The organism is uncultured Gimesia sp. (assembly GCF_963972345.1).
In the GTDB taxonomy this organism is placed as follows: Bacteria; Planctomycetota; Planctomycetia; order Planctomycetales; family Planctomycetaceae; genus Gimesia.
Genome location: NZ_CAXAVM010000026.1, coordinates 23,834 through 50,396, shown reverse-complemented (window position 1 = coordinate 50,396; position 26,563 = coordinate 23,834). Strand labels below are relative to the sequence as shown.

General features: G+C 51.4%; 20 protein-coding genes and 1 pseudogene. 6 read left to right on the top strand and 15 right to left on the bottom strand.

Annotated features, from left to right (window positions below; translation table 11 throughout):
* The 9 genes and pseudogenes from AACZ40_RS06790 to AACZ40_RS06750 form a co-directional block, all read right to left on the bottom strand.
* Nucleotides 1-393 (bottom strand): annotated as a pseudogene (locus tag AACZ40_RS06790) (hypothetical protein); the annotation flags it as partial.
* Nucleotides 394-418: 25 nt separating this feature from the next.
* Nucleotides 419-1,273, bottom strand: coding sequence for an SIMPL domain-containing protein (locus AACZ40_RS06785; protein ID WP_291172494.1), 855 nt, complete (start codon nucleotides 1,271-1,273; stop codon nucleotides 419-421).
* A gap of 42 nt (nucleotides 1,274-1,315) precedes the next feature.
* The gene (locus AACZ40_RS06780; protein ID WP_291172497.1) at nucleotides 1,316-3,496 is read right to left on the bottom strand and encodes a PQQ-binding-like beta-propeller repeat protein; all 2,181 of its coding nucleotides are present in this window, start codon (nucleotides 3,494-3,496) and stop codon (nucleotides 1,316-1,318) included.
* A 302-nt stretch (nucleotides 3,497-3,798) separates the two neighbouring features.
* Nucleotides 3,799-4,884: a DNA alkylation repair protein gene (locus AACZ40_RS06775; protein WP_339673698.1), complete on the bottom strand. Its 1,086-nt coding sequence runs from the start codon at nucleotides 4,882-4,884 to the stop codon at nucleotides 3,799-3,801.
* A 163-nt stretch (nucleotides 4,885-5,047) separates the two neighbouring features.
* Nucleotides 5,048-6,517 (bottom strand): DUF1501 domain-containing protein, encoded by a 1,470-nt coding sequence (locus tag AACZ40_RS06770; RefSeq protein ID WP_291172501.1) that lies wholly within the window; start codon nucleotides 6,515-6,517, stop codon nucleotides 5,048-5,050.
* A 78-nt stretch (nucleotides 6,518-6,595) separates the two neighbouring features.
* Entirely contained in the window at nucleotides 6,596-11,767 is a 5,172-nt protein-coding gene (locus AACZ40_RS06765; RefSeq protein ID WP_291172503.1) for a DUF1549 domain-containing protein, read from the bottom strand.
* 426 nt (nucleotides 11,768-12,193) lie between these two features.
* Nucleotides 12,194-13,990: a pilus assembly protein TadG-related protein gene (locus tag AACZ40_RS06760; RefSeq protein ID WP_291172505.1), complete on the bottom strand. Its 1,797-nt coding sequence runs from the start codon at nucleotides 13,988-13,990 to the stop codon at nucleotides 12,194-12,196.
* A 59-nt stretch (nucleotides 13,991-14,049) separates the two neighbouring features.
* Nucleotides 14,050-14,622 (bottom strand): pilus assembly protein, encoded by a 573-nt coding sequence (locus AACZ40_RS06755; protein ID WP_291172507.1) that lies wholly within the window; start codon nucleotides 14,620-14,622, stop codon nucleotides 14,050-14,052.
* A gap of 56 nt (nucleotides 14,623-14,678) precedes the next feature.
* Complete coding sequence (locus tag AACZ40_RS06750; protein ID WP_291172509.1) at nucleotides 14,679-15,206, bottom strand: TadE/TadG family type IV pilus assembly protein; 528 nt, start codon at nucleotides 15,204-15,206, stop codon at nucleotides 14,679-14,681.
* A gap of 413 nt (nucleotides 15,207-15,619) precedes the next feature.
* On the opposite strand from AACZ40_RS06750, the gene AACZ40_RS06745 reads away from it, so the two are divergent.
* Entirely contained in the window at nucleotides 15,620-15,901 is a 282-nt protein-coding gene (locus AACZ40_RS06745; protein ID WP_291172511.1) for a hypothetical protein, read from the top strand.
* Here AACZ40_RS06745 and folK read toward each other — a convergent pair.
* Entirely contained in the window at nucleotides 15,898-16,401 is a 504-nt protein-coding gene (gene folK / locus AACZ40_RS06740; protein WP_291172514.1) for a 2-amino-4-hydroxy-6-hydroxymethyldihydropteridine diphosphokinase, read from the bottom strand. The genes AACZ40_RS06745 and folK overlap by 4 nt on opposite strands.
* Before the next feature lies 1 nt (nucleotide 16,402).
* Nucleotides 16,403-16,774, bottom strand: a complete 372-nt coding sequence (gene folB, locus AACZ40_RS06735) for a dihydroneopterin aldolase (RefSeq protein WP_291172517.1) — start codon at nucleotides 16,772-16,774, stop codon at nucleotides 16,403-16,405.
* Nucleotides 16,775-16,941: 167 nt separating this feature from the next.
* Here folB and AACZ40_RS06730 point away from each other — a divergent pair, with 167 nt between their 5' ends.
* On the top strand, nucleotides 16,942-18,279 hold the full coding sequence (locus tag AACZ40_RS06730) for a polysaccharide pyruvyl transferase family protein (RefSeq protein ID WP_291172520.1): 1,338 nt from the start codon (nucleotides 16,942-16,944) through the stop codon (nucleotides 18,277-18,279).
* Nucleotides 18,280-18,298: 19 nt separating this feature from the next.
* Here AACZ40_RS06730 and AACZ40_RS06725 read toward each other — a convergent pair whose 3' ends face one another.
* Together AACZ40_RS06725 and AACZ40_RS06720 are read right to left on the bottom strand one after the other, a co-directional pair.
* Complete coding sequence (locus AACZ40_RS06725) at nucleotides 18,299-19,045, bottom strand: SDR family oxidoreductase (protein WP_291172523.1); 747 nt, start codon at nucleotides 19,043-19,045, stop codon at nucleotides 18,299-18,301.
* Nucleotides 19,046-19,123: 78 nt separating this feature from the next.
* A complete protein-coding gene (locus AACZ40_RS06720; RefSeq protein ID WP_291172526.1) occupies nucleotides 19,124-20,053 on the bottom strand; it encodes a chemotaxis protein CheX in 930 nt (309 codons plus the stop codon).
* Between the two features lie 531 nt (nucleotides 20,054-20,584).
* Here AACZ40_RS06720 and AACZ40_RS06715 point away from each other — a divergent pair.
* The 4 genes from AACZ40_RS06715 to AACZ40_RS06700 all read left to right on the top strand — a co-directional run bounded on the left by AACZ40_RS06715 (nucleotide 20,585) and on the right by AACZ40_RS06700 (nucleotide 23,775).
* The gene (locus AACZ40_RS06715) at nucleotides 20,585-21,289 is read left to right on the top strand and encodes a hypothetical protein (protein WP_291172528.1); all 705 of its coding nucleotides are present in this window, start codon (nucleotides 20,585-20,587) and stop codon (nucleotides 21,287-21,289) included.
* A 23-nt stretch (nucleotides 21,290-21,312) separates the two neighbouring features.
* On the top strand, nucleotides 21,313-21,582 hold the full coding sequence (locus tag AACZ40_RS06710; protein ID WP_291172531.1) for an H-X9-DG-CTERM domain-containing protein: 270 nt from the start codon (nucleotides 21,313-21,315) through the stop codon (nucleotides 21,580-21,582).
* Nucleotides 21,583-22,048: 466 nt separating this feature from the next.
* Entirely contained in the window at nucleotides 22,049-22,468 is a 420-nt protein-coding gene (gene speD, locus AACZ40_RS06705) for an adenosylmethionine decarboxylase (protein WP_291172533.1), read from the top strand.
* 218 nt (nucleotides 22,469-22,686) lie between these two features.
* On the top strand, nucleotides 22,687-23,775 hold the full coding sequence (locus tag AACZ40_RS06700) for a deoxyhypusine synthase family protein (RefSeq protein WP_291172535.1): 1,089 nt from the start codon (nucleotides 22,687-22,689) through the stop codon (nucleotides 23,773-23,775).
* Between the two features lie 46 nt (nucleotides 23,776-23,821).
* Here AACZ40_RS06700 and AACZ40_RS06695 read toward each other — a convergent pair whose 3' ends face one another.
* Together AACZ40_RS06695 and AACZ40_RS06690 are read right to left on the bottom strand one after the other, a co-directional pair.
* Complete coding sequence (locus tag AACZ40_RS06695; RefSeq protein ID WP_291172752.1) at nucleotides 23,822-25,054, bottom strand: M14-type cytosolic carboxypeptidase; 1,233 nt, start codon at nucleotides 25,052-25,054, stop codon at nucleotides 23,822-23,824.
* Between the two features lie 45 nt (nucleotides 25,055-25,099).
* Nucleotides 25,100-26,554, bottom strand: coding sequence for a DUF1501 domain-containing protein (locus AACZ40_RS06690; protein WP_291172537.1), 1,455 nt, complete (start codon nucleotides 26,552-26,554; stop codon nucleotides 25,100-25,102).
* Nucleotides 26,555-26,563: the final 9 nt, after the last annotated feature.

Here is a 26,563-nt window from a genome sequence, read left to right as displayed (position 1 = left end):
AAACAGGAGTGAAAAACCATGCCCGTACATCGGGCGTCCGTTTTCTGAACCCGCAGCGATCAACCCGTTTCCCTGCGCCTGGCTGAGAACATATTCAGTCGCTTTGCGAACCTGGTCGGCATAGGGTCCACGACTGGGCGTATTCCCATTCGCCAGAAAGGCGATGCCCGCCAGTGACGTCATGGAGACAGGATAGGTACTCCCATCCTGAGTGGTCTGAAAGCTGCCGCCAGGTGTCTGCTGTTTGGCCAGATATGCCAGGCCTCGCTCAATTGATTTTACGGCGGCCGGTGTCATGTGTTTGGGCAGAATTTCTTCCCCTTGTGCTGCCGGCGATCGTAAGACCAGCAGCAGACACAGCACACCTGACATTAACAGAGCAATGGTTTTCATTAGACGCCCGTCTCTCGATCTCTGTTTACTCAATGGAATAGGTCACGCGTACTGCGACCGCGATCGGAATGGCTTTTAATAATGTCGAAGCCTGTTCTTCGGTTTGGTTGACTCCCGTTGCTGCCATGTACTGTGAAATAATCTGATTATAAATGGCTGCCGTATTTTTCTGACTGTCACCCACGCCATCGACGGAGAGCACTCTCCCCAGTTTGACGCCTGTCAGCTTCGCGAGCTTCTCCGCCTTGGTGCGTGCATCTTTCACTGCCTGTTCGTAAGCGGCTTCTTTCATTTTTTCCACGTCCGTAACCTTGAAGGTCGCCATCGTATTACGGGCTTTCGAAGCATTGTATGTGCCCGGCACACTGGGAGAGGTATCGTTACCGATAATCACGCCTGCATCTTTGCCGGAATCGACGATCCGCACAATGATTTCCAGCAGTTCCTGCGAGCTCAATTTATCAATACCGGTCACGCGCAGTTTGAGTGTTTCAGAGACCGACAGTTCCTGAGATTCCGCATTATTGACCGCCATTCCCCGCATCATGGCCTGCATCTGGCTGGCGTTCAAAGAAGAATAAAGTGACATACCTTCTTCGACAATTTCCAGCCCCGGAATATTCAGGTTTTTGAAAGCGGTTTCCGCCCGGCGACGATTTCCGTGGAACTTGGTGACCGCATCGCCGGCCAGTTGCCCCTGTCCGATTACGACCCCTGTGAGTTCTACCACGGACGGCTTGGCTTCGATGCTGCCCAGCCCCATCACGGTAATGCCCTGCGCTTCGTCGGCAAACGAGGAGGGAGTGATGTTTCCCCCACAGAGGAACACGGCCAGAGCAAACAGGGGTAGACGCTGCATCAATGGGGACAGACCACTCATAGTAAATTCCGTATCCAGACGTTAGAAGAGTTCTCAATGAAGTTATGGTTGTTTATTCTCTGTCTCTATATCTGTCTCTGCCGCGGGAGGTGGATCTGAGTCACCCACCGGGTAGGCCGTCACAGCCTGATTCGAGATACACAGCATCAAACCCCGCTGAAAATCGATGGAGCCTCCCAGGGAAGTCAGATCGTGCCCTCGATAGATCTCGAGAACATCGCCATTTGTCTGGGAAATCTCAAAGATTCCCCGGCTGGTAAAGACCCACAACCGGTCCGGGCCGAGCAGGGCACTCATGCCGCCGGCGGCAACGGGTAATTTGACAGCCCAGTTCAATTCATGTGACTGGCGGTCAATGGCTTCCAGTTCCCGGGACAGCAGATATAAATTCTTCTGATCAATGCCCACCAGTTGCGCGGATGTTTTGATCGGGCGTTTCCAGAGCATCTTCTTGACAGAAAGATCCAGGGCAAAGACTTCATCCATTCCCGCTTCTTTAAAGTAGACCAGATTCGCATCCCGCAGCATCTGTCCTTCCGAATGCAGCTGGACTTCTTCATCGAGAGCCGCGTAATAATGATTGGTACTGGACTGATCGACCTTGTAGGGATAGCGGAATGCCCAGTTGATGGCTTTGGTGGAGAGATTGATTTCAAACAGGGCGCCGTTATTCGTCAGAATCAGCAGGCTGTCTCCCGTCTTTCGCAGTATCGGAATCGGCATGATGGGCATTCCATTCGACGAATTCCCGGCAACCACACTGCCGAGGGGAATCGACCATTGTTTCTTTCCGGTTTTCAACTGCAGGCAGTTCAGCGTCAACAGTTTATTGTTCTGCTGATGAGAAATCACGTAAACCTGGTCGCCGTCAATAAGTGGTCTGGAGATGAAACTCTCATTCGTCTGGTTGCTCTGCCAGAGCTGTTTCCCGGAATCCCGCTGATAAGCAATCAGTCGATAACAGGCACGATAGCGGTTCATCTCTTTCTGAGGGATCAACGTTGTCAGCACGTAGTCGCCGTCTACTGTAATGTGGTACTGGTTCAGATTGGATGACTGATGAAAGCTGTAGTTATTGAAGTTGGTGCCCAGGTCTTTAAACTTCGCATTCCGCCACACGAGTTTGCCGGACTGCAGATCAACGCCAAAACAGATCCCGTAAAAATTAAAATAGGCCCGCTGGTCATCCACTGCCATCGGAGGCACAAATGTCTGATACGATTTGCTGCGACCATAATAATCTGACTGGGAATTAGCGATCGCCTGTTCTGCCGTCTGATCCAGAAAGGTGACCTGCCAGCGGGGTTGCAGCGTTTTACCAGTCAGTTCGAGAGGCTGGGAAAGTCGATTGGAAAGCACCGTCGAGGCAAGGGTGTGACTGCTGTTTTTTTCAGAATCAGCCGGCAACAGGGCTTTGAGGTAAACGACGGGATCGACCGATTCGCCGCCCAAAGTCACTTTCTGATCTGCATACTGCTGAGAGATGAGTTGGATGGTCGAAGCAGCCTGCTCGAGCTGTCTGTTACGAATCAGGGCGAGCGCATACTTCACATTCAGGTCGACTTCGGAAAGATTGGAATCAGGATGATGATCCAGAATGGCGCGCCAGTAACGCGCCGCCTGGGGAAACTTTCCCTGCTCAAACGCATCATTTCCCAGCAGATCAGCGACATCATCCCCAATCGACGTCAAAAAATACTGGGAAAATACAAGGCGGGCTTCCTGGATCGCCTGGGGTGTGAGCAGTTGTCCCGAACTGGTGAGATCTTCGAACTGTTTGCGAGCTTTACCGTCAAAGAACAGCCGAAACGCTTCGCGGCCTTCAGCAGGTAAAGCAGTCAATGCCTGAAAGACCCGGTCTTCTGCATCGATCAGAAAGCCATCCTTTGTCGGCAGTAAGCGCGAGGTCGATTTGGTATCCGAGAGCTCCTTCAGTGATGTGAGCGCTTTTTCCCACATCCGATGACGGATATAGCGTTCGTAATCTTCCAGCAGATTCAACTTTTTCTCATCCACAGAGATGCTGAAGCCCGGCATTTTATGGGGAGTCACGCCGTTGGCAGCCACTGCTTCCCGGGCGACTGCCACACCGTTCATAATAATGACCTGTGCCTGAGCCACTCCGACCTGGCAGTAGAGCAGGAGGGCCCCACACCAGACCAGGCATTGGGTCCTGACTGATTTCAGATTGAATAGTTTCAAGTGCGCACCCATAGATAACATAATCCATCCTCAGTTAATGAATGGGTCTGTTGACTCGTGGAATATCATTTGTATTGGCGCGGTCTATAAGAACATTACCAGGATGTTTGTGGGGTGACAGGAGTTCCCGGTTTTTTAAATTCTCGTCGTTACTCTGAATCTTCTATCTGGATCTTTGCATCTCTGCTGCAAGGACAATAGACCATGTCATCATTGTACACCATGGAGCGTTCGGAATTTCAAGGACTATTTAGATGCTTTTCGTTTTTTTAAGAACATTTCACAGTGTCCTGCGTCAGTCAAAGCCGACGAAGTCAGACCAGTCAGGCCTCCTGCAGTTCAAATTCGGCCAGATCCAGCTGTTGACCATTCACAATAATCGCCAGTCGATGAGTGCCCGGATAATAGTTGCGGGTGGTGATCGGTTTAAAGGAATGCCGGGAACGATACTGCCGGGACCGGTCAGGGTACACGCCTTCCGAAATCTTAAACACCTTGCGTGCAGGTGCTCCTTTCTGCCTGACAAACTCTATCGCATACTCCATGCGTATGTGCCCCAGTTCCGTTTTATGTGAAACCAGTTCAAACTCAAACGCGACCTGTTCTCCCATACTGATCACACCAGGTCGGAGTTGAAAGCCCCGGATGCTGAGATGTTCCGGTTTACAATAGCCGAACAGAGCCAGCGCCTGCGGATCACCCTGTTTTAATAACGTCCGGCAGCCATGCTTCACGATCCAGCGTGTTTCCGGTTTGCCTGCGAGCCACTGTTCTGCCAGTGAGATGACAATCTCGGGATGATCTTTGGAAATGTCATTCAGATGATTAGCGACGCTGCGTCTGACATACTCACTGGGATCAGCTTTCAATCGTTTCAGAATCGGCAGAACGGGAGTCGGATTTTTTTTAAAGGCAGGCAAAGCCATCGCCCAGGGCAAACGGGGGCGACTTCCCTCAGAGGCCAGCCTGCGGACATGCAGGTCCGGCGAGGCAGACCAGAGCTTAAGCTGACGCAGCATGCGTGGCTGATCATGCACAATAAACGGGCGGACGGCGAATTCACTGCTGGAGAATTTTGTAAAATGCTCCAGCGCCGACAATGATCGCTCCCAGTCTGCCTGTCCATAGACTTCGACAAAATCGGGAAAGAACATCGCTTCGAAGCCACCAAACGAAGGGGCTGCCTGTTCCAGGACCGTGAGTGCGGCTCCATAATCTTTCGGCAGAAACTCGTGCAGGGCGTGCGTAATATGTCGCATCCGCTGTTTGAGTTCGCGCTGCTCCCATTCTTCGTCGAATACATACTGCAGCATACGCTTGCGGGGGAAACGTGGTGAATGACGGGACAGTTCTTCTACCAGTCGATTGAGGTAGACTGCGTCATAGCGGTCCTTGAGCGGTTCGGGCATGAATCCTGTACTTCATCTCGGATGACACTTCACTGTTCTGCTTTCGAGAAGAACGGTTAACCGCGTATCGTACTCTCTCTCATGTCTCACTACAAACAAAACAGGCCCCCCTGTCACAGCGGGCAGGGGAGCCTGGAAATATGGATGGATCGTGTGGGTTTCGTTATCCCATCAGTTTCGTCACGGCCTGGGCTTTCACCAGTTCGCGTGGCTGATTCAGGTGGTTGTACACAATCGTTTCCGGATTGATGCCGAACGAATGGTAAATCGTTGCCAGCAGTTCGCGTGGATGCACGGGATCTTTTCGCGGGCTGGAACCGGTTTTGTCCGATTCGCCATGCACATACCCCCGCTTAATGCCTGCTCCTGCGAGCAAGGAAGTGTAACAGTAAGGCCAGTGATCACGTCCGTCGTCACTGTTCGAGTTTCCGGATGTACTGACGCCGCGCTGCGGGCTGCGACCGAATTCGCCCACCGCCACGACCAGTGTCTCATCCAGTGTACCGCGGTCGTACAGATCGGAAATCAGACTGGCCAGACCCTGATCGAACATGGGAGCCGACTGATTTTTCAGGCGATCGGTTAAGCCGGTATGCACGTCCCAGGAATGGTTATTGGAGTTCGCGACTTTCGGCCAGACGACTTCCACCACGCGGGTTCCCGCTTCGACAAGACGTCTTGCCAGCAGCAGACTCTGGCCGAATGTATTGCGGCCATACTGATCGCGCATGGCATCCGATTCCTGGTCGAGGGCAAAGGCATCCCGGGCCCGCCCGGAAATGACCAGATCGAGAGCACGAGCGTAATACTTATCGAGTTTATAGTCTTCGACCGCTTTATTGATCTGAGGCATACCCTTGGTGATGGTATCTCGCAGACTGGCGCGGCGCTGCAGGCGCGAGGTATACACATCGGGACGCAGCTTGAGGTCATCGACGCTGATCTTGTCCATTTTGTTCATATCCATATCGTCTCCGGGCGGATACAGATAGTAAGGATCATAAGCGCGTCCCAGGAATCCGGCGGTACCGGCTTTTCCGACGACATTACTTTCCTGCAGCGGACGAGGCAGCATCACAAACGGTAACATGGATACCTGGGGTGGCTGCAGACGGATGATGTTGGAACCGAAGTTCGGGAAGTCCTTGGGACTGGGTGGCTCCAGCTGCCCGGAGGGACTGACTTTATCGGTCGTGTAGCCGGTCAGCATCTGGTAGATGGCCGCGGTGTGATTGAAGAGTCCTTTCGGCGTGTAGCTCATCGAACGGACCAGCGTAAACTTGTCGTTGTTCTGCGCCAGGTTGGGAAGCAGTTCAGTAAACTGCACGCCGGGCAGTTTGGTCGAAATCGGATTAAAGACACTGCGTACGTTATCGGGCACGTTTTCTTTCGGGTCCCACAAATCGATGTGGCTGGGACCGCCCTGGAGAAAAATCAGAATCACGCTCTTGGCTTTGGACCAGCCGGGGCCGCCCCCTTCATTGTTGTTGGCAGCCGCTTCCTGCAGTTGCAGCATGGAACCCAGTCCCATCCCCATCATGCCGGAACCGCCCACCCGTAACAGATCACGCCGTGAAATTTGATTTCGAGACTCACATACTTCCTTGCCTGGTTGACCGGGAATGATCAGCATTTCAGTATCTCCTCAGTTCGGTTAGAGAGCAGTTTCAGTTTTGTATTCCATATTTTAAAACGACTGCTTAAATCGTTCTTAATGATTAAACAAAAACGCCGGGCTGTTAATCAAAGCCCAGGTCAGGTCCTGAGCGGCGATCAGGCGATGCTGCTTGAGCTGTTCAGTACTCAACTCCACATCACTTCGCAGGCGGGTGAGCATCCGATCGACCGGCTTCACTTCCTGCATTGCCTGCAGCTGCTGGCGATATTGTACCAGCACCGGATCAGTCGCACGGGGCTGTTTACTCTCGGTGACTGCTTTTATCATCGACTGCAGCTGAGTGTCGGCTTTGCTGTAATATTCCTGCAGTTTCTTTTTCTCAGCAGCATTTCGTTTATCCTGTGCCTTGGCCAGAATATTCTGAATATCTTTGGGATGCTGATCGAGGGTTGTCGGCCCGATGCTGTCCGTTACAGACAGACGGAAACGACCAATCGAATGCGAATTGCTGTTAAAGTGCTGCTTCATGACAAATGTCAGAACGATTGCCTGTTCATCTGCCGGTAATTTTGTCTGGACATCAAAACTGGCAACATGCGGTTTTCCCGGCTGTGGTGAGATGGCCCAGCCATTTCCCTGGGGCAGCACTTTACCGTCAATCGCAGTGGCAATCGCATACCCATTCTGACTGAAATCAGCCTGAGCATTCAACAGCGTCAGTTTTGTTTTCTGATCCGGCTTCGATTTCGGAGCGGCATAGACTTCAAATTCGTTGAGTACAAAATTCCCATCGGTGGCACGTCCCGGACCTTTGTTCGGCAGGGAATCATCCGTCAGCACTTCCAGCCGGACAGCGGTCAGGTTTTTCAGATTCGTTTCCGTAACGATTTCATAATCACCTTTTCCATTTGTGCCTGTCGCCAGCAGAGACAGATCTCCCTGTGTCGTCAGGGTTGCTGCATTCGTTGCTTTAACCGTAACCGGCTTGATGGGGGTCCAGTTGGTTCCTTTCGCTTCCTGTTTCTCCCAGGCCGCAATCTTGTCCTGGATCGAATTCTGATAAGCGGTCAATGCTTTCTGCAGTTTCGCAGTCCGCGCCTGTTGTTCTTTGTTGAGGAACGCTTCCCGCGGGGCGATTGCTTTCTCGAACTCAGCGACTTTCTGTTGGGCGACCTGGATATTCTGGACGCGCTGATTTTCCTGCTGAATGATTTCGGGCTTCAACTCTTTTTCATAAGCAGCCAGTCGCTTTTTCAGGGATTCGTGTTCGCTTTCAATCTGCTGTTGAATCAGTTTCACTCCTGCCTGAGTTTCTTCGGGAGAGGCAGGGCGATTTAACACGCGCAGGAAAATGGAATTGATCAGCGTCCGATCGTCTTTTTCGGTCTGCACCAGTTGATTGATGGCATTATTGGGATCGCTGATCGCATTTCCCACGGTGGGTCCGCTGATCAACGCCATCACCGGCCCCAGTTCCACACTGGAAGATCGCTCACACTCGCAGGGACTTTCGCGTTGTGCACGCCCGAACTTGGCCAGGAAGTCGCTCTTCAGTTCAAAACCGACATCGGGCAGTTCCGCAGCACGGGTGCCGGCAGGAACGCCGGGAATATTTGACTGCGAACCTGTCACACGACACAGTGCATCATACAGGACTTCCGCCGGCAGACGCCGTGCTTTGGCATGCGAATAATTGATCGTGTCGTCTTCATTCCATTCATTGCTTTCAATGGAAAGCTGGTACGTGCGTGACTGGCAGACCACGCGCATCATGTGCCGAATATCAAAATCATGTTCGAGGAAATCTGCCGTCAAACGATCCAGCAGTTCCGGGTTTGAGGGAGGATTACCTGCCCGGATATCATCAATCGGTTCAATCAGGCCGGTCCCCGTCAGATAACCCCAGATCCGGTTGGCATAGGCTTTGGCGAAGTACTGATTATCACGCGACGTGATCCAGCGGGCCAGTTTTTCACGACGTGACAGTTCCTCTGCTTTCTTCTCAGCCGTTTTGAATTCAGCCGGGTAGGGGAATTCCGGCGGTGTTTTGACCCCGGTACGTTCGTGAATCATCTCACCTTCATTTTTATCATACACCACTTCAAACAAAGGCTTACGCCCTTCGACAGCGGTCCCGCCAATTGTGCGGCCCTTGCTTTCCGGGGCATTCTTTAAATCGTACTGAGCAAAGAACGCGGACGTTTCGTAATATTGATCCTGGGTCCAGCGTTCGAAGGGATGATCGTGGCATTTATTGCAGTTAAAGCGGATCGACAGAAACAGGTGTGTCGTATTCTCCATTGTGTCTTCGGGAGTACGATGAATTTTGAAATACGAAGCAGCCGGCACTTCCTTATTGGAACCAGAAGCAGAAAGAATGTTGTACACAAACTTGTCATAAGGCACATTCTCATCAACTTGTTTGCGGATCCAGTCATGGAACAGCTCAGAACCTTCTGTTCCCAGGTACTTGCGATTGACCTGCAACAGGTCAGCCCATTTGTTCGTCCAGTGTTCGACATATTCTTCACTGCCCAGTAAACGGTCGATTAATTCGTTACGCTTGCTGCGGGAGTCGCGTTTGTCGGCGAGAAACGCTTTGACATCGTCAATCGTCGGGGGCAGTCCTGTCAGGTCGATATAAATCCGGCGAATAAACTCTGCATCAGTACACAAGTCAGACGGAAGTGTCTTCGTCTTTTTGAGTTTTGCATCCACCAGTTCGTCGATATAGTTGTAGACAGGCAGCTGTTTCCAGGCAAACTCGGAACGATCTCCCATGACGGTGACAGTGGTCGCTGCATACTTCCCCTGGTAACGGGCGAGCAGGGGGGCTTCGCCGCGACGAAGCACTTCCGCAATGCCGCCATGATGCATTTTGGCGATCTCGATATTGCTGCAGTCGATAAACGCATCGGAGGTCACATCGCGGACTTCACCATTATCATAAGTGGCCAGAACCCGAAACTGCTGGAGCAATCCTGCGCGGGGCACAACCGGATTTTCTGGCAGCACTTTAATACTGGCGACGCGTGGGACATCCTGCTTCAGGGGAGTCCCCTCTTTAATCCAGGAAGAAACGATCTCGTAATGGGCATTGCCTGCCAGTGCCAGCTGACCTCCCTTGTGAGGAACTTCGGCAATGGCTTTCAGCAGAATCAGACTCTGCTCCGGTGCCGCCAGATTCACACGACGCGATTTGAGATCGTCTGTAAAGGCACGCAGGTCAAACAGGTCATCGGTTCCCCGCAAAGACAGTTTAAAGCCGTCTTTCCCTTTATTCGCACCGTGACACAATCCGGAATTACATCCCATTTTTGTGAACGCCGGTGCCACATCCCGCCAGTAATCTGGACTGTAGCTGGCGGGAAATTCTGCGACCTTGATTTTCGCAGTCGCCTGTTGTCCGTGCAGGCTGAACTGGACTTCGGCGGTCCCCGGTTTCAATGCCCTGACAAGGCCACGCTGTGAAACATTGATAATCTCTTTCCCTGTGAGTGACATCTGAGCCAGACGTGTCAGATCTGTTTTCCCACCTGATTTTGTATAACCGGTTACCAGAAACTGAATCGTATCATACTTCTGGGCAAGCGTGGCCTCAGCAGGTTGCACTTCCAGTCTTACCAGAGGATCCACATTGCTGAATGATTCTTCCGGAAGCTGCTTCTCATTGATATCCACAACCACAAGCTGGTCAGTCTTTTTCTCCTCAACAACTTCCTGACTGTCGCCTGGCTTAGCCGCAACTTCGGGTTCAGCCTGCTGCAGGGGAACAGGGACAAATGCTTTTTTCAGCTGTCCGGTTTTCGCTGCATACAGACGCACCTGACCATCCTGACCGGCGGTCGCAATTACTTCGCCATCGGGGTGGTAACAGACTGTGTACAATCCGGATTCCGGAACGTTGACTTCACTGACAACCTGAACCCCTTTATTCCGTATCTCCTCGATCTGCTTTTTATCTTCCGCCGATCGTGACGCCACCCGCTCAGAAAGAATTTTGACCAGATCCTCTGAAAACTTGTCAGCGATATCGAAATTAAATACTTTGAGTTCCCCGGTATGGTTCAAACTGCTGACCGCAACCAGCTGATTGCCACCGGGGTGAATATCAACACCAAAAATCCGCCCCTTCAGAGCCGGGAACTGGCGTACCAGATTTGCATCGTCTCCGATGACCCGTTTTGACTGACGGAAGACATGATAGAGCTTGGGCACTCCATCCGCTCCGCCCACCAGTACCGTATCCTGAGTCGGATGCCGATCAATGGCGGCCAGACCTCCTGTTAATGCTTTGGGAGTGATCGAAGTGATATTGTCTATGAACCGCTGAGTTTTCAGTTCGGTGAGTTTCGTGGTACGATCGCGGCTGACGGAAATCAAATGGCTGCCATCCGTAGAAAATACCGTATCCAGCACCCAGTCATAATGGGCATTCTGGTACAGGACTTCGTTGCCTGTTTCCACTTCGATCACACGGACCGTATTATCACTGCAGCCAAATGCCAGCAGCTTTCCATCGGGAGACCAGCTCGCACCGTACAGCGTATCATATGTCATAGGGATGGATTTTTTGAGCGTTCTGGTCGCCAGATCCCAGATCTGAATCTCTCCCCGTTCCGCAGGCGTTCCACCTGTGGCTGCCAGCAGTTTGCCATCGGGTGAAAACTGCACCGATTCGATACGTTGCGATTTTCCAATCAAACGTCCCAGAATCTGATCACCTTCAGCAGCGTGTAAGATCACTTCATGAAATCCGGCAACAGCCAGGATTTTTCCATCGGGTGAATATGCCAGAGAGGTAATCACCGGGGGAGAAGAGTAGGTCGGCGGATGCTCCTGATTGAAACGATATTCCACTTTCGCGGGAGAGTCATTCCGGGCCCCTTGTTGAATCCATGAACGTATCAGTTGAATCTGGTCTGGTGACAATGGCGTTTTTGCTTTCGGCATCTCCGCATCATTGCCTTGGGGCGTAATCAGTTGAACCAGGTAACTTTCATCCGGCTTACCGGGCACGATCGCTTTCGTCTGGCTTTCTCCCCCTTTGAGCAAATGCGAGAAATCGGTCACCACATATTCCCCTTCGGGATTTCGTGGATGATGGCAACCGGCACACTGCGCCTGGAGTATAGGTCGAATATGCTGGTAAAAGCTGACTTGTTTATCAGCGGCAGAAGCAGACGCAGTAAACAGACCGGAAACAGTACTGGCGCACAGCGCAACAGTGAAGCAGGCAACGGTACGGATCTTGTCGCAGGACATGAACCTCAACCCCCTTGTGGCAAACCCAAGTTAAAATAACTCTGGTGATGAGAAGATCAGAGTCTTCTCATTGCCCCTTATTGATTTTGAGAGGGCTCATTGTTTCAGAGCAAAAATCAACCAGGGTGAGAGTAGTGGAAGGATAAGTTTAACTCTGACTGTTCCTCAGTCAGAAACTTAATATTCGACTGCATTGATATCTATTATTATGAATACATCCTGATTCCTCGTCGATGAGAATTTCATGTTTTTCAGAATATTTTAAAAGATTTTCTGCTGCACTGTCCACTCCATCCCCTTTAGGTAAGATTGTTTAAGAACTGCTGCCCGCGTTAAAAAAAGAAGGGGTGGCCGTTTCCAGCCACCCCTCTCACTCAGGTAGAAAATCAACCCAAGCAGGCACGAATCATAACGAAATTCGTTCTCCTAGTAATCGCTCTCCGGATCCGCCAGTAATTTCGCTGGAGGCACATTGGCGGCAATCTTTCCGAAGGCAGTCAGTAACTGTGACTTCATGTCTTCGATGGTGGCACCACCGGGAGCATCAATACAGATTCCATTGCACGCTTTGGCCATGGCCTGCATCAAGCCGCGATCTGCTCCCTCACCTACAGTCATGGTGTGTACGGTATACCCCAGGTTGGCTGCTTCCACAGCCTGCCAGAATGCATACTGTTTGTGTCGATCATACGTCGAGTAGTCAGCTTGACCATCATCGTCGAAATCGGTCACTTTATCCCAGTCCCAGCTGCCTGGCAGTGACCAGCCTGAAGGCGAACGGTTTGCATTACCGTCGGTCATTACCAGAATCGTAGGTCGCGCACCTGCACGGCCATGGGACTGCAATAATTCTTTTGCATCTTTAATCCCATAACCCATACCGGTGAAAGGAGCATAGTGAGACGCCTGCTTGTGCCTCTGGATCGCATCGATATCAGAATAGGAATTCGTAATCAGTTCATCACCCAGATCGACAGACTCAGGAATTCCCTGTTCATTTAAAACAGACTGGACACGTGAAGTATCGTCATAGGTGACCAGTCCCACGTGATCGCCGAACTCCAGCCCGCTGAGGAACTCGGTAAACAGCGACACGCCTTCTTTCATCGCATGGAACGGATAAATGGGAGCCCGCCACAGATCTTCAGACTGGTCGTTCAATTTCCGTTGACTGATCAGATAGCCCATCAAAGTTCGGTACCCATATTTTTTGCGATACCCGTAATTGTTGACAGTGCCATCTGACCGAACCCATTTGATATAGTTTTTCCACAGGCTCTTACTGCTATAGCTGGAGGGTTCTCCATTCAGATTTCCATAGTAATTCTTGCCTTCCTGGGGGAAGGGGTATTTCAATTTACCCTGAGAGTCAACTTCATCCAGGTCCAGAGCACGATAAATATAGTCCTCGTCGTTTGAGCTGATATATTTTCCGCTGGCAGAATCGATCTTTCCGTAACCCGATGCGGGAAATTTCAGTTTCCCGGTATCGGAGTAGGTGGCACCGGAGTCGACCAGTGTATCCCAGATATCATCCAGGTTGGCTTCCACGGCCGATTTACCGAGGCGATAAGAAGACATTGCGTCAAATTCACTGTCGTAGCTCATTGACCCTGAATAGTCGAGGACGAGCACGATGTCGCGGGCTTCAATAAAAGCGATGGCTGACGTCGTGACCGCGGCTGTTTTTTCACTCATAAAGCCGGCAAAAAACAGCTGCAGACGGGAATCAGGCTGTCCTTCGGTGTTATTGTCCCGTCGGGCTGTGACTTTGACCACATTATATGGCTTGGCGCCTTCGCCCCAGACCATGTGAAATGTTCCCGAGCTGTCCTGGTAGCGTTTGCCAAATTCGACATCAGTTTCAGGATCAATATAGACCCCGTTTAACCGTGCCACTTTTTCAGCAACAGCCCTGGCGGTTTCGACGGCAATGGAATTCGCATCCTGCACATCGCCGCCCACATTGTCACTGCCACCGATAGTGTCTGCTGTTGTCTGAACGGCATCAGTAATCTGCTGAGCCGCCGCCAGCGCTGCCGCTTCGACGGCATTCCGCATTCTTGTCTTGGTCATCGTGATCACGGCGATATCGATTCCGAACGCCATGAAGCCCATGGTTGCGACGAGGAAGGGCGCTGCCATTACCATGAACGCACCGCGACGACTCTGGTCGTGCGGGGAACTGGTTTCCTCATCTTTCAGTTGTTGCAGTTGTCTCATGTTTTCCCCCTCTTGTACTCTGAAATAGAGCCACAGACACATAAATAAATTGTGCGTTACTAGTTGACGATCTTTGTCGTACCATTATTCAAAACCAGATCCCAGACAGGATCACCACTCATTGGTTTGGCCATCGATCCTTCCAGGTTCATGATGTCGGACAACGTGGAATTGGTCGCCCCTTCTGGAATTTCAATCCCGATGCGAAATAACCGGTTGCGGTTGTCAGGATCACTTAAATCAAAATCAGTTCCCGTGCTGGGAGGATTAGGCATGGGATCCAATGGCACCCCGTTTTCATCTTCCGCATGGGTAATTGTGATGATCAGATTGTTTTCATCATTTTCAATTCCTGAGGCACGCAGGAAATTCCGCACATCGAGAATGATTTTGTCGTTCAGGGTTTTACCGGCGGGCAGCTTTAACCCGGCATCCATTGATGCCAGTCGACCCGCCTGGGCGAGGGCAGCATCCATGACCGTCGTGGTGTGAACGGCTTTTCTCACCGCCACCATTCCCAGCAGCAACGCCAGAAACACCGGCGCAATTAATGCAAATTCAACCGCTGCAACACCGCGACGGTTTTGCTTTGAGCTGGTTGACTGAATTTTCCGATTTTGCATGACACGCATAATTTTGCTCCTGCAGGCAGTTGCTTACCGAAATAAGGAAATGGATCTCTGACTGATTACTCGTGACGTCTGACGGAATGTCCGGACAAGACCATGCTGTCTTCTTTGGCGGCAGCTTCTGCGGCTTTGACCGGATCCACAAAAAACGAACTCAGCAATCGAACATCTTTGTATGGCACTTCAACACGTACCAGAAATAACTGGGCTTTTTTCGCGTTGGATAATTCGAGATCGGGCAGGGTCTTGAAATTGATTTGAGACACATCCACACCCGGGGTATCAAACTGACTGGCATCTTTGACCATAATCTCAGCCAGGTCGGCGTCAAAGACTTTATTCAGCAGGTTTTTGACTTTGGTTTCCACCTGCGCCGTCGTCACTTCTTCACAGCGCCCCAGCTTGGCGCCTTCCTGTGTCGCTTCCTGAATGATATTGGAAACCATGTAGGCATAGCCAAATTCAAAAATGGCGTACACGAACACGAGAAATACAGGAGTCACGAATGCCAGTTCCACTAACGTGACACCGGAGCGTGCTTCTGACTGTTTCTGATTCCCTGCCACTCGGCGATGCCGCTTTAACATTCTTCATCTCTTGAAAAGGTTATGTATGTCCCTCCATGGTCATATCTGTCTAAATCTGCTGACATACAGTGTGCCGGGAGAACTGTTTCAAGAGGGGCTGGTATTATCCAATAAAACAATAGCTCAGGATTTCTCTGCTGCAGGTGTTTTTCTTACAAAATTCCGGAAAACTTCTGGTGTTGAAAATTATCAACAGGTCCTCATAATGCAGCATCGGCGCTTTGAGCCCTGCAGAAAAAAAACATCATGAATCGTGCTTAATTTGTGATATTTGTTAATTTCTTGTGTCGGAGAGACTGATATGAAGCGACTTCAATTGAAATTCATGTTGCTTTAGCGATACACTGTCTGCAGTCGTGCCAGCTGGTTACATGATATCAATAAAACAAGATATGTTTTGGCAGAAATAAATTATGGGTAAAAAGGCATCGTCAACGATCAAGGCAGGCTCAAACATCAAGGTGAAAGAAGGCGTCTGTGTCCCGGAGTTTCCGGAAATCTGCTGCGCTGGCTGGACGGGAATGGTCGTCGAAGTACGCGGCAAGAAGGTTTCTGAACGAACCTATATTCTTGAATGGGACGATGAAACCGAACAGAAAATGCCTGCAGAATATAAATCGCAATGCGAAGAGCAGGGACTGTTCTTCAAAATGGCCTGCCTGCCCGGCGATGACTTGATCCTGCTGGAAGATTAAAGCTGCACATCATCACGCCGGAAGAACACCCCGTTATTATCTGCCTGAAGTTCTGCTGCGATCTCTGAGACGGGGCGACCCAGCCCGGGTACCAGATACTCCGGAGACAGCTCAGCCAGTGGTACGGCCAGAAAAATCCGACTGCTGATTTCCGGATCAGGCACGATCCGATGCGCAATCTGCAACTGCTCCCGGTTATAGAGGACCAGGTCAATATCAATTGTGCGCGGCCCATTTTTATTCAGTGGATCACGCACTCGCAGCAGGCGGGCTTCAATCCCAGGGATCACTTCATCCCAGATTTGCTGCGCATCACAGGCTGTTTCCCACAGTACAGCCGCGTTTAAAAAATCGGCCTGATACTCATCTCCCACCGGCTGACTTTGCCAGATCGAAGATTTACGCAGAATCCTGCCACAGCTCTCCAGCAGTCTGACAGCCTGGGGCAGATTGAACTCTGCACGAATATTACTCCCTAAAGCCAGGTACACCTGATTCATTTCAGACTCCTGAAACATCTTCACGCGTTCTGACGACGGTGACTCCCACCGACCGGGCAAAACGCAGCGCGCCCGGTTTTTCAATCTGTACCCGGGCTGACTGGACTTTATGATCCTGCAGACAAATCCGTGCCACTTCATCTGCCATTTTTTCCACCAGTTGAAAATGTGAATTTTCCACCAGATCAATGATCTCTTTGGTGATCGTTCGATAATTGACAGCATCGTTGATATCATCGGATCGACCTGCTGTTTTCAGATCTACCAGCATGCTGATATTAATGAGCACATCCTGTTTTTTTTCTCTCTCTTCATCGTTGATGCCGATGATGGTGCGTAACAGTAAGTCGGAAATATGAATTTGATCAGACATTTTATAGAGAGTCATTTAAAATAGGGCAGACATATGTGGAAGAGCAGTTACAATGGTTAAATCACTATAGTCATAATCCCGCCGATTGCACAGCGAAGAATTCCTGACTTCTCGCAGGAACGCATTGATTAATCGCATCAGACACGAGCACAGGAACAGTAAATAGAATGAGTAACGCCATGAACCCGACTCCCGTAACAAGACGCCACTGGATTAAACAGACGCTGCTTCAATCAATGGGGCTTGCTGCCGCCAGCCAGTTGCAGCTGGCTTCCTCGTTCGCAGCACCTGCGAAGTCTGCGGAGAACCCACCGGTAATCTTACTCAGGTCTGGCTGGCAAACCGTCAATATCGGCGATATCGGACATTCGCCAGGCATTTTAAAACTTCTGGAAGTGTATGCGCCCGAGTTTGAAATCATTCTCTGGCCCAACAGTGTCGATCGCGGCGTGGAACCGATGCTGCAAAAACGTTTTCCCAAACTGAAAATTGTCAAAGGTCGCCTGAATCGCAACGGGAAACTGGATTCAAAAGAGTTGCAACAGGCATTTGAAAAAGCTGACTTCTTCCTGCACGGCTCCGGTCCCAGTGTGGTCTCGCGCCGCGAACTGGCTTTCTGGAAACAGCAGACCGGTAAACCCTATGGCATCTACGGGGTGACCGTCTCCGAAATCAATCCCGACCTGCACGAACTGCTCTCCGGCGCGGATTTCATCTTCACACGCGAGACACATTCACTCAAGAACCTGAAGGAAGCCGGTGTGACGTCACCGCAACAGGATTTTGCCCCCGATGCGACCTTCGCCATTGACCTGACAGATGACACGAAAGCAGCCGCGTTTCAGCAGAAACATCAGCTCGAACCGGGCAACTATCTGTGCGCGGTCCCGCGATTACGTTATACGCCTTACCACAAAATCCATAAATCCAGTCGCTGGACCAAAGAAAAAATCGAAGAAGTGGAATCGGTCAACAGGCAGTACCAGGAACAGGATCATGCCAAACTGCGAGCCGCCATTATTGAGTGGGTCCGCACCAGTGGCCAGAAAGCGGTCGTCTGTCCCGAAATGACCTACCAGACTGAAATTATTCATCCGCTGGTGATTGACCCGCTGCCTGCGGATGTCAAATCCAAAGTCGTGGCCCACGATGAATACTGGCTGCCTGATGAAGCGGGCTCTTTATATCGCGATGCCGCTGCGGTGGTGAGTATGGAATGCCATTCGCCTATTATTGCCTGTGCGTTTGGTACACCCGGACTGTATGTCAGGCAACCCACCGATACGATCAAAGGTCAGATGTGGTACGACATCGGATTAACAGACTGGACCTTCGAAATCGACGAGGTGAATCAACAGCAGATTGCCGAACGCGTCATCCAGATTTATAACCACAAGGCCCAGGCAGATGCCAAACTGAAAGAAGTGATGCAGTCGATTCAAAAACGACAGCAGAATACCATGCAGACCATGAAGCAGGCCGTTCTGAAAGCGCACTCATCCTGACTTGAATTCAGCCGTGGATTTATCCGCGACCGCCTGTGAGCTGTTCTCCCCCGGCAACGGTCAGCACTTCACCAGTGACAAAATCAGACCGTAACAGGTAGAGCAGGGCATGGCAGATTTCAGCGGGACTTCCTGCCCGTTTCAGAGGTGCCTTCTGCGCCCGCTCGTCCAGGTAAGACATGTCTTCCCCTGGTGGCGGCAGGATAGCACCGGGAGCGATGGCATTCACCTGAATTGCAGGTGCCAGATCCAGCGCCAGGCATTCCGTGAGAGTCACCAGACCTGCTTTGGAAATCCGGTAAGCCAGATGCTCCGCACCAGCGCGCTTCGCGCGCCAGTCCACGAGATTCACGATCGCGCCAGACTGCCCCGGCGGAAGCTGCTCCGCAAATCGCTGGCAAAGAAAAAAGGGAGATTTCAGATTAATATCCAGGTGGGAATCCCAGTCTGCCTCCGTGGAATCAGACAGTCGCTTATTTTCGAAGACCGAAGCACTGTTGATCAGAATATCCACTTTACCGAACTCGGAAAGCGCTGCTTCGAAGATCACTGCCGCTGCAGTCACAGGATCAGAGAGATTCGCTGAGACACGTGTCGCATTGCGTCCCCGCTCACGAATCTCCGCGCATGTCTGCTCTGCCGCCGCTTGTGAAAGGTGGTAATGAATGCAGAGATCAACGCCGGCTTCCGCTAACGACAGCGCCATGGCGCGGCCGATTCGAACCGCAGATCCTGTAATGACGGCGACTTTGCCTTCCAGATTCAACTGACTGTCTCCCGGGAAATAATAAAAGCCCCGGTCATCAAACCAGGGCTCTTACAAGCTCTATCGAAGATGTTTCGTTCAATTTATAGTCGAAACGACTTCTTTGACAACCGGGATTCTTCCAAACGCCCTCTCAATTTTGCCAACCAGTATCTGCTTTGTGAAGTCCGATTTCAGAATATAATCACTGGCTCCATGATTAAACGCCTGAATAATGGAAGTCGTGGAACGGTTGGAAGTCATCACCAGGACTTCCACACCTCGAGTGAGGGGAGACTCTTTGATGTACTTTACGGATTCCGCATGATTCCCCTCAGCCCCATCCAGATCCAGTAAAATCAGATCCGGAGGATTCAAGGCTGCTTCCATAAACGCTTCTTCAATCGAAGCCGCTGTCTGCACACGATACCGTTCATGTAACAAACCTTTGAACAAGGCACGATTCATTTCATCCTGATCAATGACGATCAGACGTTTCCGCTCTGCTGTCTCGTGTTCATAGTCAATAATGTCACCCAACTGACCTACAAAGCCGAAATAGACAGCCAGGGGGCCGATTCCGGTCTGGAAAATCCCGCAGCGGGAACCCGCTTCAGGAGGATAGAGCGTATCGATCTGTTCGGTTTCGATCACGGTGGGATGACCGAGCTGGAATCCCATGTGATCGACGGCTTTTTTTGCCTGGCCGGCGATCATATTTGATAGCTCACAGGCAAAATCGGTCAGAACATGTTCATCGTCGGCCAGTTCTTCATCAATCAGCATCGACACTGCCTGTGAGACCAGCTCACGCGGTACATTCACGACCACGATCCCTTTTCCAGGGCCATTCACTTCAATCGCAGAACTCTTTTCAAAGCGCGGTGCTTCGTCGACCTCGACAATCTTTTCCAGTTCGGCTGTCGTGCCCACAAAATATTTGAAAACATCGATCACAGAATTAATGACCGGATCCGAAAACCGTCTGGTCAGAGTTTCTGTCGTATGTGTTGCTGGAATGAGTGACATAACTGAATCCGTCTTTGACAAATAATTGCACCTGAAGAGATCACCTCACAGAAGCAGAAACTGCCCATCAGGCTGGTTTCCGATCTTCAGATCATTTTCCTGTTTTATTTTGAGTTCTTAAACTATATGTCAGAAATCCCGTTACGCAGGAAGCGATTGCAACCGAAAACAGGCTCTCATTGGGCGCCCGGTCTCATAATGGTTAAAATCATCAAGACCCGCCTGCGAATCGAGCCGCCTGACCAGCACGAAAGCAGCGACTTGACTTACGTAAATTCCTGTTTTACAGCAGCTAACGCAAACCTGCTCAAACTCTCTCCCCAGGGGAAGAAAGAATCAGCTATGAAGTCCCGGTTTTCTTTTATTCGGATTTTTTTCATCTCCTTAATCGGACTCATTTTATGTCTACCTGAACTTGAAGTATCTGCCTCCACAAATGCGGCAGGGAAATCTGAGTGGTCAGGCAGACAGGATACCTGGCATGGATACCAGCGAAACCATTTTCAGATTGAAGACAGGAAGTGTTATGTGGTGATCCCTGAGAAGGTCGCTTCGGGAACCCCCTGGGTCTGGCGAGCCCGGTTTCCTGACTTTCATTATGAAATGGATGTCGAGTTGCTCAAGCAGGGTTTCCATATTGCCTACCTGGATGTCGCCGACCTGTTCGGCTCCCCCCGGGCAATTTCTTACGGTAATCAATTCTATGACGAACTGACGAAAAAACACGGATTCCAGAAGAAGGTCGCGCTGGAAGGAGTAAGTCGCGGCGGATTGTTCATTTATAACTGGGCAATCGCCAATCCGGAAAAGGTCAGCTGTATTTACGCGGATACACCGGTCTGCGACTTCAAAAGCTGGCCGGGCGGCAAAGGAGCCAGTGAAGGTTCCGAATCGCGCTGGCAGGCTTGTCTGAAAGCCTACGGCATGACGGAAGCGGAAGCCCTCGCTTACAAAGGGAATCCGGTCGACCGCATCCAGGTCATCGCCGAAGCCCGCATTCCGGTACTGCACATCATCTCGGAAAACGACCAGGTCGTACCGCCGGCTGAAAACACACGATTGATGTTCAGCCGCGTTCCCGAACAATTCCGTAAGGATAATTTCAAAATCATCTCTGTGAAAACGGGAACGGAAAAATCAAAAGGGCACCACTTCACGCATCCACACCCCGGACAGGTCGTGAGCTTTATCAGAGAGAACACTCTGAAAAAAGACGTAAAACACACCTCTGATTAATTAAGTTTTGGGGAGCCGGTTCGGTGACACTGGGGCACGTGGGGCAGACGGGCATGCTGACAATGCATCACCCGCCTGACACCACAAACCACATCGCCAACTTCTTGAGCAAGCATGAAGGGAGAGCCCATTTCCTGCTCGGGGATGGCGCGGCCCGTTTTCTCAGCGAGAACATGAACTATGACACTCTGACACCTTCCGGCATCTGGGAACCAACCATGATGGAAAAGTGCCGGGAGAATTCCAGAGGGCATCACATTGAACTCTGGCATCTCTCAATCTATTCGGACTGAATCCTCTGATTAGCAGACGGGACAGCACTCCGCAGGTAACGATCTGCTGTGAGGTGAGTTCTTAACAAGGGCCGAAGAAAACACTTATCGTTAATACGCCACCAGAAACAGCAGCGAAAACGGGGATGGCGAGTGAAGCGGTGCGCCGGGTAATCCCTGCGCATGACAGGCGATTCACCAGCCTCAAAAAGCGGTCGAAAGACGGGCAGTGATTCTCCAGCCGAACCCAAAAGCCTGCCAGTAGTTGTCGCCGCGGGCTCAGGCCGGGAAAACTGTTTTCCGATTTTTGTAAATTCCGCGCAATTTAGTCAATTTATTTCTTGTATTTTATTCGCCAATGACATAATAATCTCGGACTTTAAAAAAAGCGTACCGATATAGGCATTACGATTCGAAATCGTCTCGAACAATTTCATTCAAATCGGATGCCATTTTTTTCAGGCACCTCTAGTGGAGGGTTTATGAGTTGCATAAAGGAAGACATCTTCTCATTGATTGTCGTAATGTCTCGCGGGACATTTGTCTAAACGACCAACTGGTTCTTGAAGCCATGGCGCGTGGTGCTACCCGCGCTGGTGCAACTGTGATTTCACAGGTTAGATATCACTTCGGTCATAATTCAGCACCGGGCTTCACCGCTATGTGCCTTCTTGATGAAAGCCACTGTTCAGCACACTGCTATGCAGACCTCGGCTTAATCGCTCTGGACGTCTTCACGTGTGGCGATACCGACCCGAATGACGTATTACGTTATATTCGGGAAGAAATCGACCTCGGTGATGTCAGCATTCTGGAGATGCCCCGCTTCCCCATCCCCAACGGGAAACCTGCCTTACAGGAAGCGGCCAGCTACACTTGCGAAGCTGATCAGGTCGTCACTCTATAAATTCTCAACATTTCCAGACTCTACCCGGAAACCACCAGAACTGCCTACAGTTCTCACACGTGAAGTGGTAGATTAAAACTGTTGTTGAATTCTTGTCATAAAAAATCGCATTCCGACAAGTGCGCTCTCTTGATGTTTACACTCATGGAGCGCACTTGTCATGCGTTATGACGGGGAAAGTACGTCCGGTAATTGAGATTTATCAGGGAAAGCAGAACATGAGTGGAGAACGCGAGTTCCACGACGGTCGAGGCGACGGTTTAAAACCACTGAAAAGCCTGGACCTGTCCAGTGTCAATACCTTTGCCGAGTTGTTACAGGCAATGTCCGAAACCGCTTTTTCAGGCAGAAAACTGGGTGTCGCCTACGACATTCTGCTGGAAATGTCGGAAGATACCAACTGCAAAGTCGTCCTGACACTTTCTGGCGCCATGACGGTCGCCAAACAGGGCAGCATCATCTGTGACATGATCGATCGCGGCCTGGTGCATGCGGTTGTTGCCACCGGGGCGCTCATTGCCCACGGCCTGACAGAATCAATCGGACTGGTTCACTACCAGTACAATCCCAACGATTCAGACGAAACACTTTACAAAAAAGGTTACAACCGTATCTACGATACGCTTGAGATGGAATCCAATCTGAATAATGTCGAGCGACTCGTTCGCTCCGTGCTCAGGGAATCCAAACCCGAAGACGGCGTCTGGTCATCCGCGCGACTGTGCCGCGCCCTTGGACAACGACTCTCCGAAGTCGACGAAGGCCGCGGAATTCTTCGCAGTGCCTATGAACAGAACGTGCCCGTTTTCATCCCCGCTTTCACGGACAGCGAAATCGGACTCGATGTCGCCACCTGGGCCATGTCAGAACACATCGCACAATCCGGCAAATCGGCGGAAGAGCTCGATCAGGCTGAAATCCTGACGGCACTGCCCAGCTTCAATCCGTTCATTGACCTCCAGAAATACGCTGGTTTAATGCGCGACGCGGTAACCCTGGGTATCTTTACCGTCGGCGGCGGTGTCCCCCGGAACTGGGCGCAACAGGTTGCTCCCTACTACGAAATTGCCAACTACCGCCTGGGTACGGAGTGGAAAGAACCCCGTTTTAAGTACGGCATCCGCATCTGCCCCGAGCCGGTCCACTGGGGAGGCCTGTCAGGCTGCACCTACTCGGAAGGGGTCAGCTGGGGTAAATTCATCTCTCCCCAGGAAGGGGGACGCTTCGCAGAAGTTTATTCCGATGCGACCGTGGTCCTGCCTCTGCTGATGAAAGCTGTCTTCGAGAAACTGGACGAAGCCGGCTGAACATCGGGGTGAAATTGACTTCGACTGCAGTCAGCAGCCTCGTCAGTCATTTGGAATCAGACGACTGACGAGGATCCTGCTGCAGATACCGGGCGATTCCCCGGCCCAGTTGCATTCCCACTGTCATATATCCCTGTGGGTTGCTGTGTGGCGTATTCCAGCAGGTTTCCAGCGTAATCCCGACGACATGTTCACGCGTCACACTCCGTACCCAGTTACTGGAAATCTCTTTCCACCGTTTGTCATACTTCGGACCGGTCGAAGGGGTGCTCCGATCCAGTTTCAATGGCTCTCGCATCTCCACGCGGCAGGCAGCGATAAACGCATCCTGCAATGCCTTTCGACGTTCCGTATTGAGCTCCGGAGGAGCAATATAAAAGAAAGGCTGCTTCGAGTTCGCTCCTGGATTATGCAGGTCCACAAACATCACCAGGCGACCCTGTTCATCGAATGTTTTAATCGACTTCATCGCGGTCTGGACGGCATTCCAGCGCGGATGTTCCGACCAGTCCCGGTTATGATCATGCGGAACCTGATTTTTGCCTCCATTACCGGTTGCCACATTGTCAATGTCCATAACAGGCACAAAGTAAATGTCTGTCTTTTCCCGCAGAGCTACCGCCTGCGGATCTTCACTGACCGCCCACTCGATAAAGCCACGTCCCACCCAGCTACCGCCGGATTCCCAGGCATGCTGCCTTGCCTGCACCCAGATCACCATCCGAGATTCGTCTTTCTCACCAGCGGGCGAAACAACCAGGGCAGGCACACTGCGACCAGCGCGGGTCTTACACAACTCAAAAGCCGTCACATGGGTGTGTTTCTGACTCAGAGATTTGACCAGTTCTTCTGCATCACCGGGTACGAAGGCAGGCCCCCAGGCAAACCAGACAACTTTCGTATCCGGTTTTACTTTCCACTCACAGGTCTCTCCCTGCTTTTTGCCCGGTGGCGTCTGCGACCAGACACGTTGATCGGTACTGAATGCCGCTTGCTCAGGTAATGCCCACGTTGCTGATAATTTCTGACCGTTCGCCTGTTTCATCTGACTGGCATCGACGGTCACCGTGAGTTCTTCCCCTGGCGTGAGTCCTTTTACCCGAAAGTACCACCAGCAGGGCCAGCCAAACTGGGGATCGCCGGCGGGACGAACCAGAATTATGCGCTGCCTCTGGTCAATTTGCACAACCTCAGCAGATCCACCCGGAAAGTCAGAGGTAACTACCAGATTCTCAGCAGCGGCCCGGGAGTATGAAAGCAAGATCGACAACACCCACATCAAAATAAAGCAGTGTAGCCTCGACATCATTTCTCCCCGGCTGGATTATTTCAAGATTCCCTCGGCGACTTTACCCTGTCCCGGCTCGACCAGGGCCACGGGTTGTGCATTGTGTTCGAAATGTAATTCGTCCGCCTTCAGTCCGAACTGATGCAGCAAAGTGGCATGAAAATCATGCTGTGTAACTACATCCTGGACTGCCCGGTGACCAAAATCATCCGTGGCACCATGAATGTGCCCCTCTTTGATGCCGCCACCGGCCATCCAGATACTGAAGCCTTCGGTATTATGATCGCGGCCCGGTTTTTTACCCGCGCCTCGATCCTGAACGACCGGCAGACGTCCCATTTCGCCTCCCCATTGTACCATCGTAGAATCCAGTAAACCACGCTGCTTCAGGTCGGTGACCAGAGCCGCACATGGTTTATCGCAGCTTCTGCAACGGGATTCCAATGCTGCAAAAATGTTTTCGTGCATGTCCCAGGCATAATTCCAGATCTGCACAAACCGCACGCCCCGCTCAACAAAACGCCGGGCCAGTATACAGGCATCCGCAAACTCTTTGGTTACGGGATCGTTGGAACCATACATCTGATGAGTTGCTTCAGTCTCTTTCGTCAGGTCCAGCGCTTCGGTCGCTGCGGTCTGCATCCGGGCCGCCAGTTCGTAACTGGCAATCCGGGCAGACAGATCGTCTTCACCGGGGTGACGTTCCAGATGAATCTGGTTTAACTCTTTTAATAGATCCAGCTGATTGCTCTGGGGCTTGCCGCGTAGTTGTGAGATCGGGTTCAGATTCGCAATCCGTGGTTCTGATTTACTGACGACTGTTCCCTGGTAAATTGAAGGTAACTGGCGGCTGTCCCAGTAAGGCGAACCCACGGGATTGCGGGGAATCGTGATCGCGACGAAGGCCGGCAGGTTCTGTGTCTCGGCGCCCAGTCCATAGGTCACCCAGCTCCCCAGGGAAGGCCAGCCTTCGCGTCCGCGCCCCGTTGTCATCGCTCGCATCCCGGCCACATGATTTCGAATGTTGGGCAACTGCATGGAACGAATCAGCGTCACATCATCAACAATCTCGCCGAAGTGAGGCAGCAGGGCCGTATTGATCTCCATTCCCGATTCGCCACACTTCTCAAACGTATCAGGCGCCGGCATGATGATGGAAGTTGCCTGACCGGCATTGTCATATTTAATGCCATCCCCGGGAAATCGTTTGCCCGCATATTCATCCAGTGTCGGCTTGCGATCAAACAGATCCAGGTGACTGGGACCTCCGCCACAAAAAATCGAAATCATGGATTTCGCTCGCGCCGGGTGAGTCGTCTTTTTGGGTTTCAGATCATACGTGATTTCTTCCAGGGGCGGCTTTTCAGGCGCTCCGAGCAACTGGTCGTCTTTTAACAACGTCGCCAGTGCCAGGGAAGACACACCGAAAGCACTTTGCGCCAGAAAATGACGACGGGAACCGTTTGAATAATCATGACTGTTCTGAAACACAACATACTC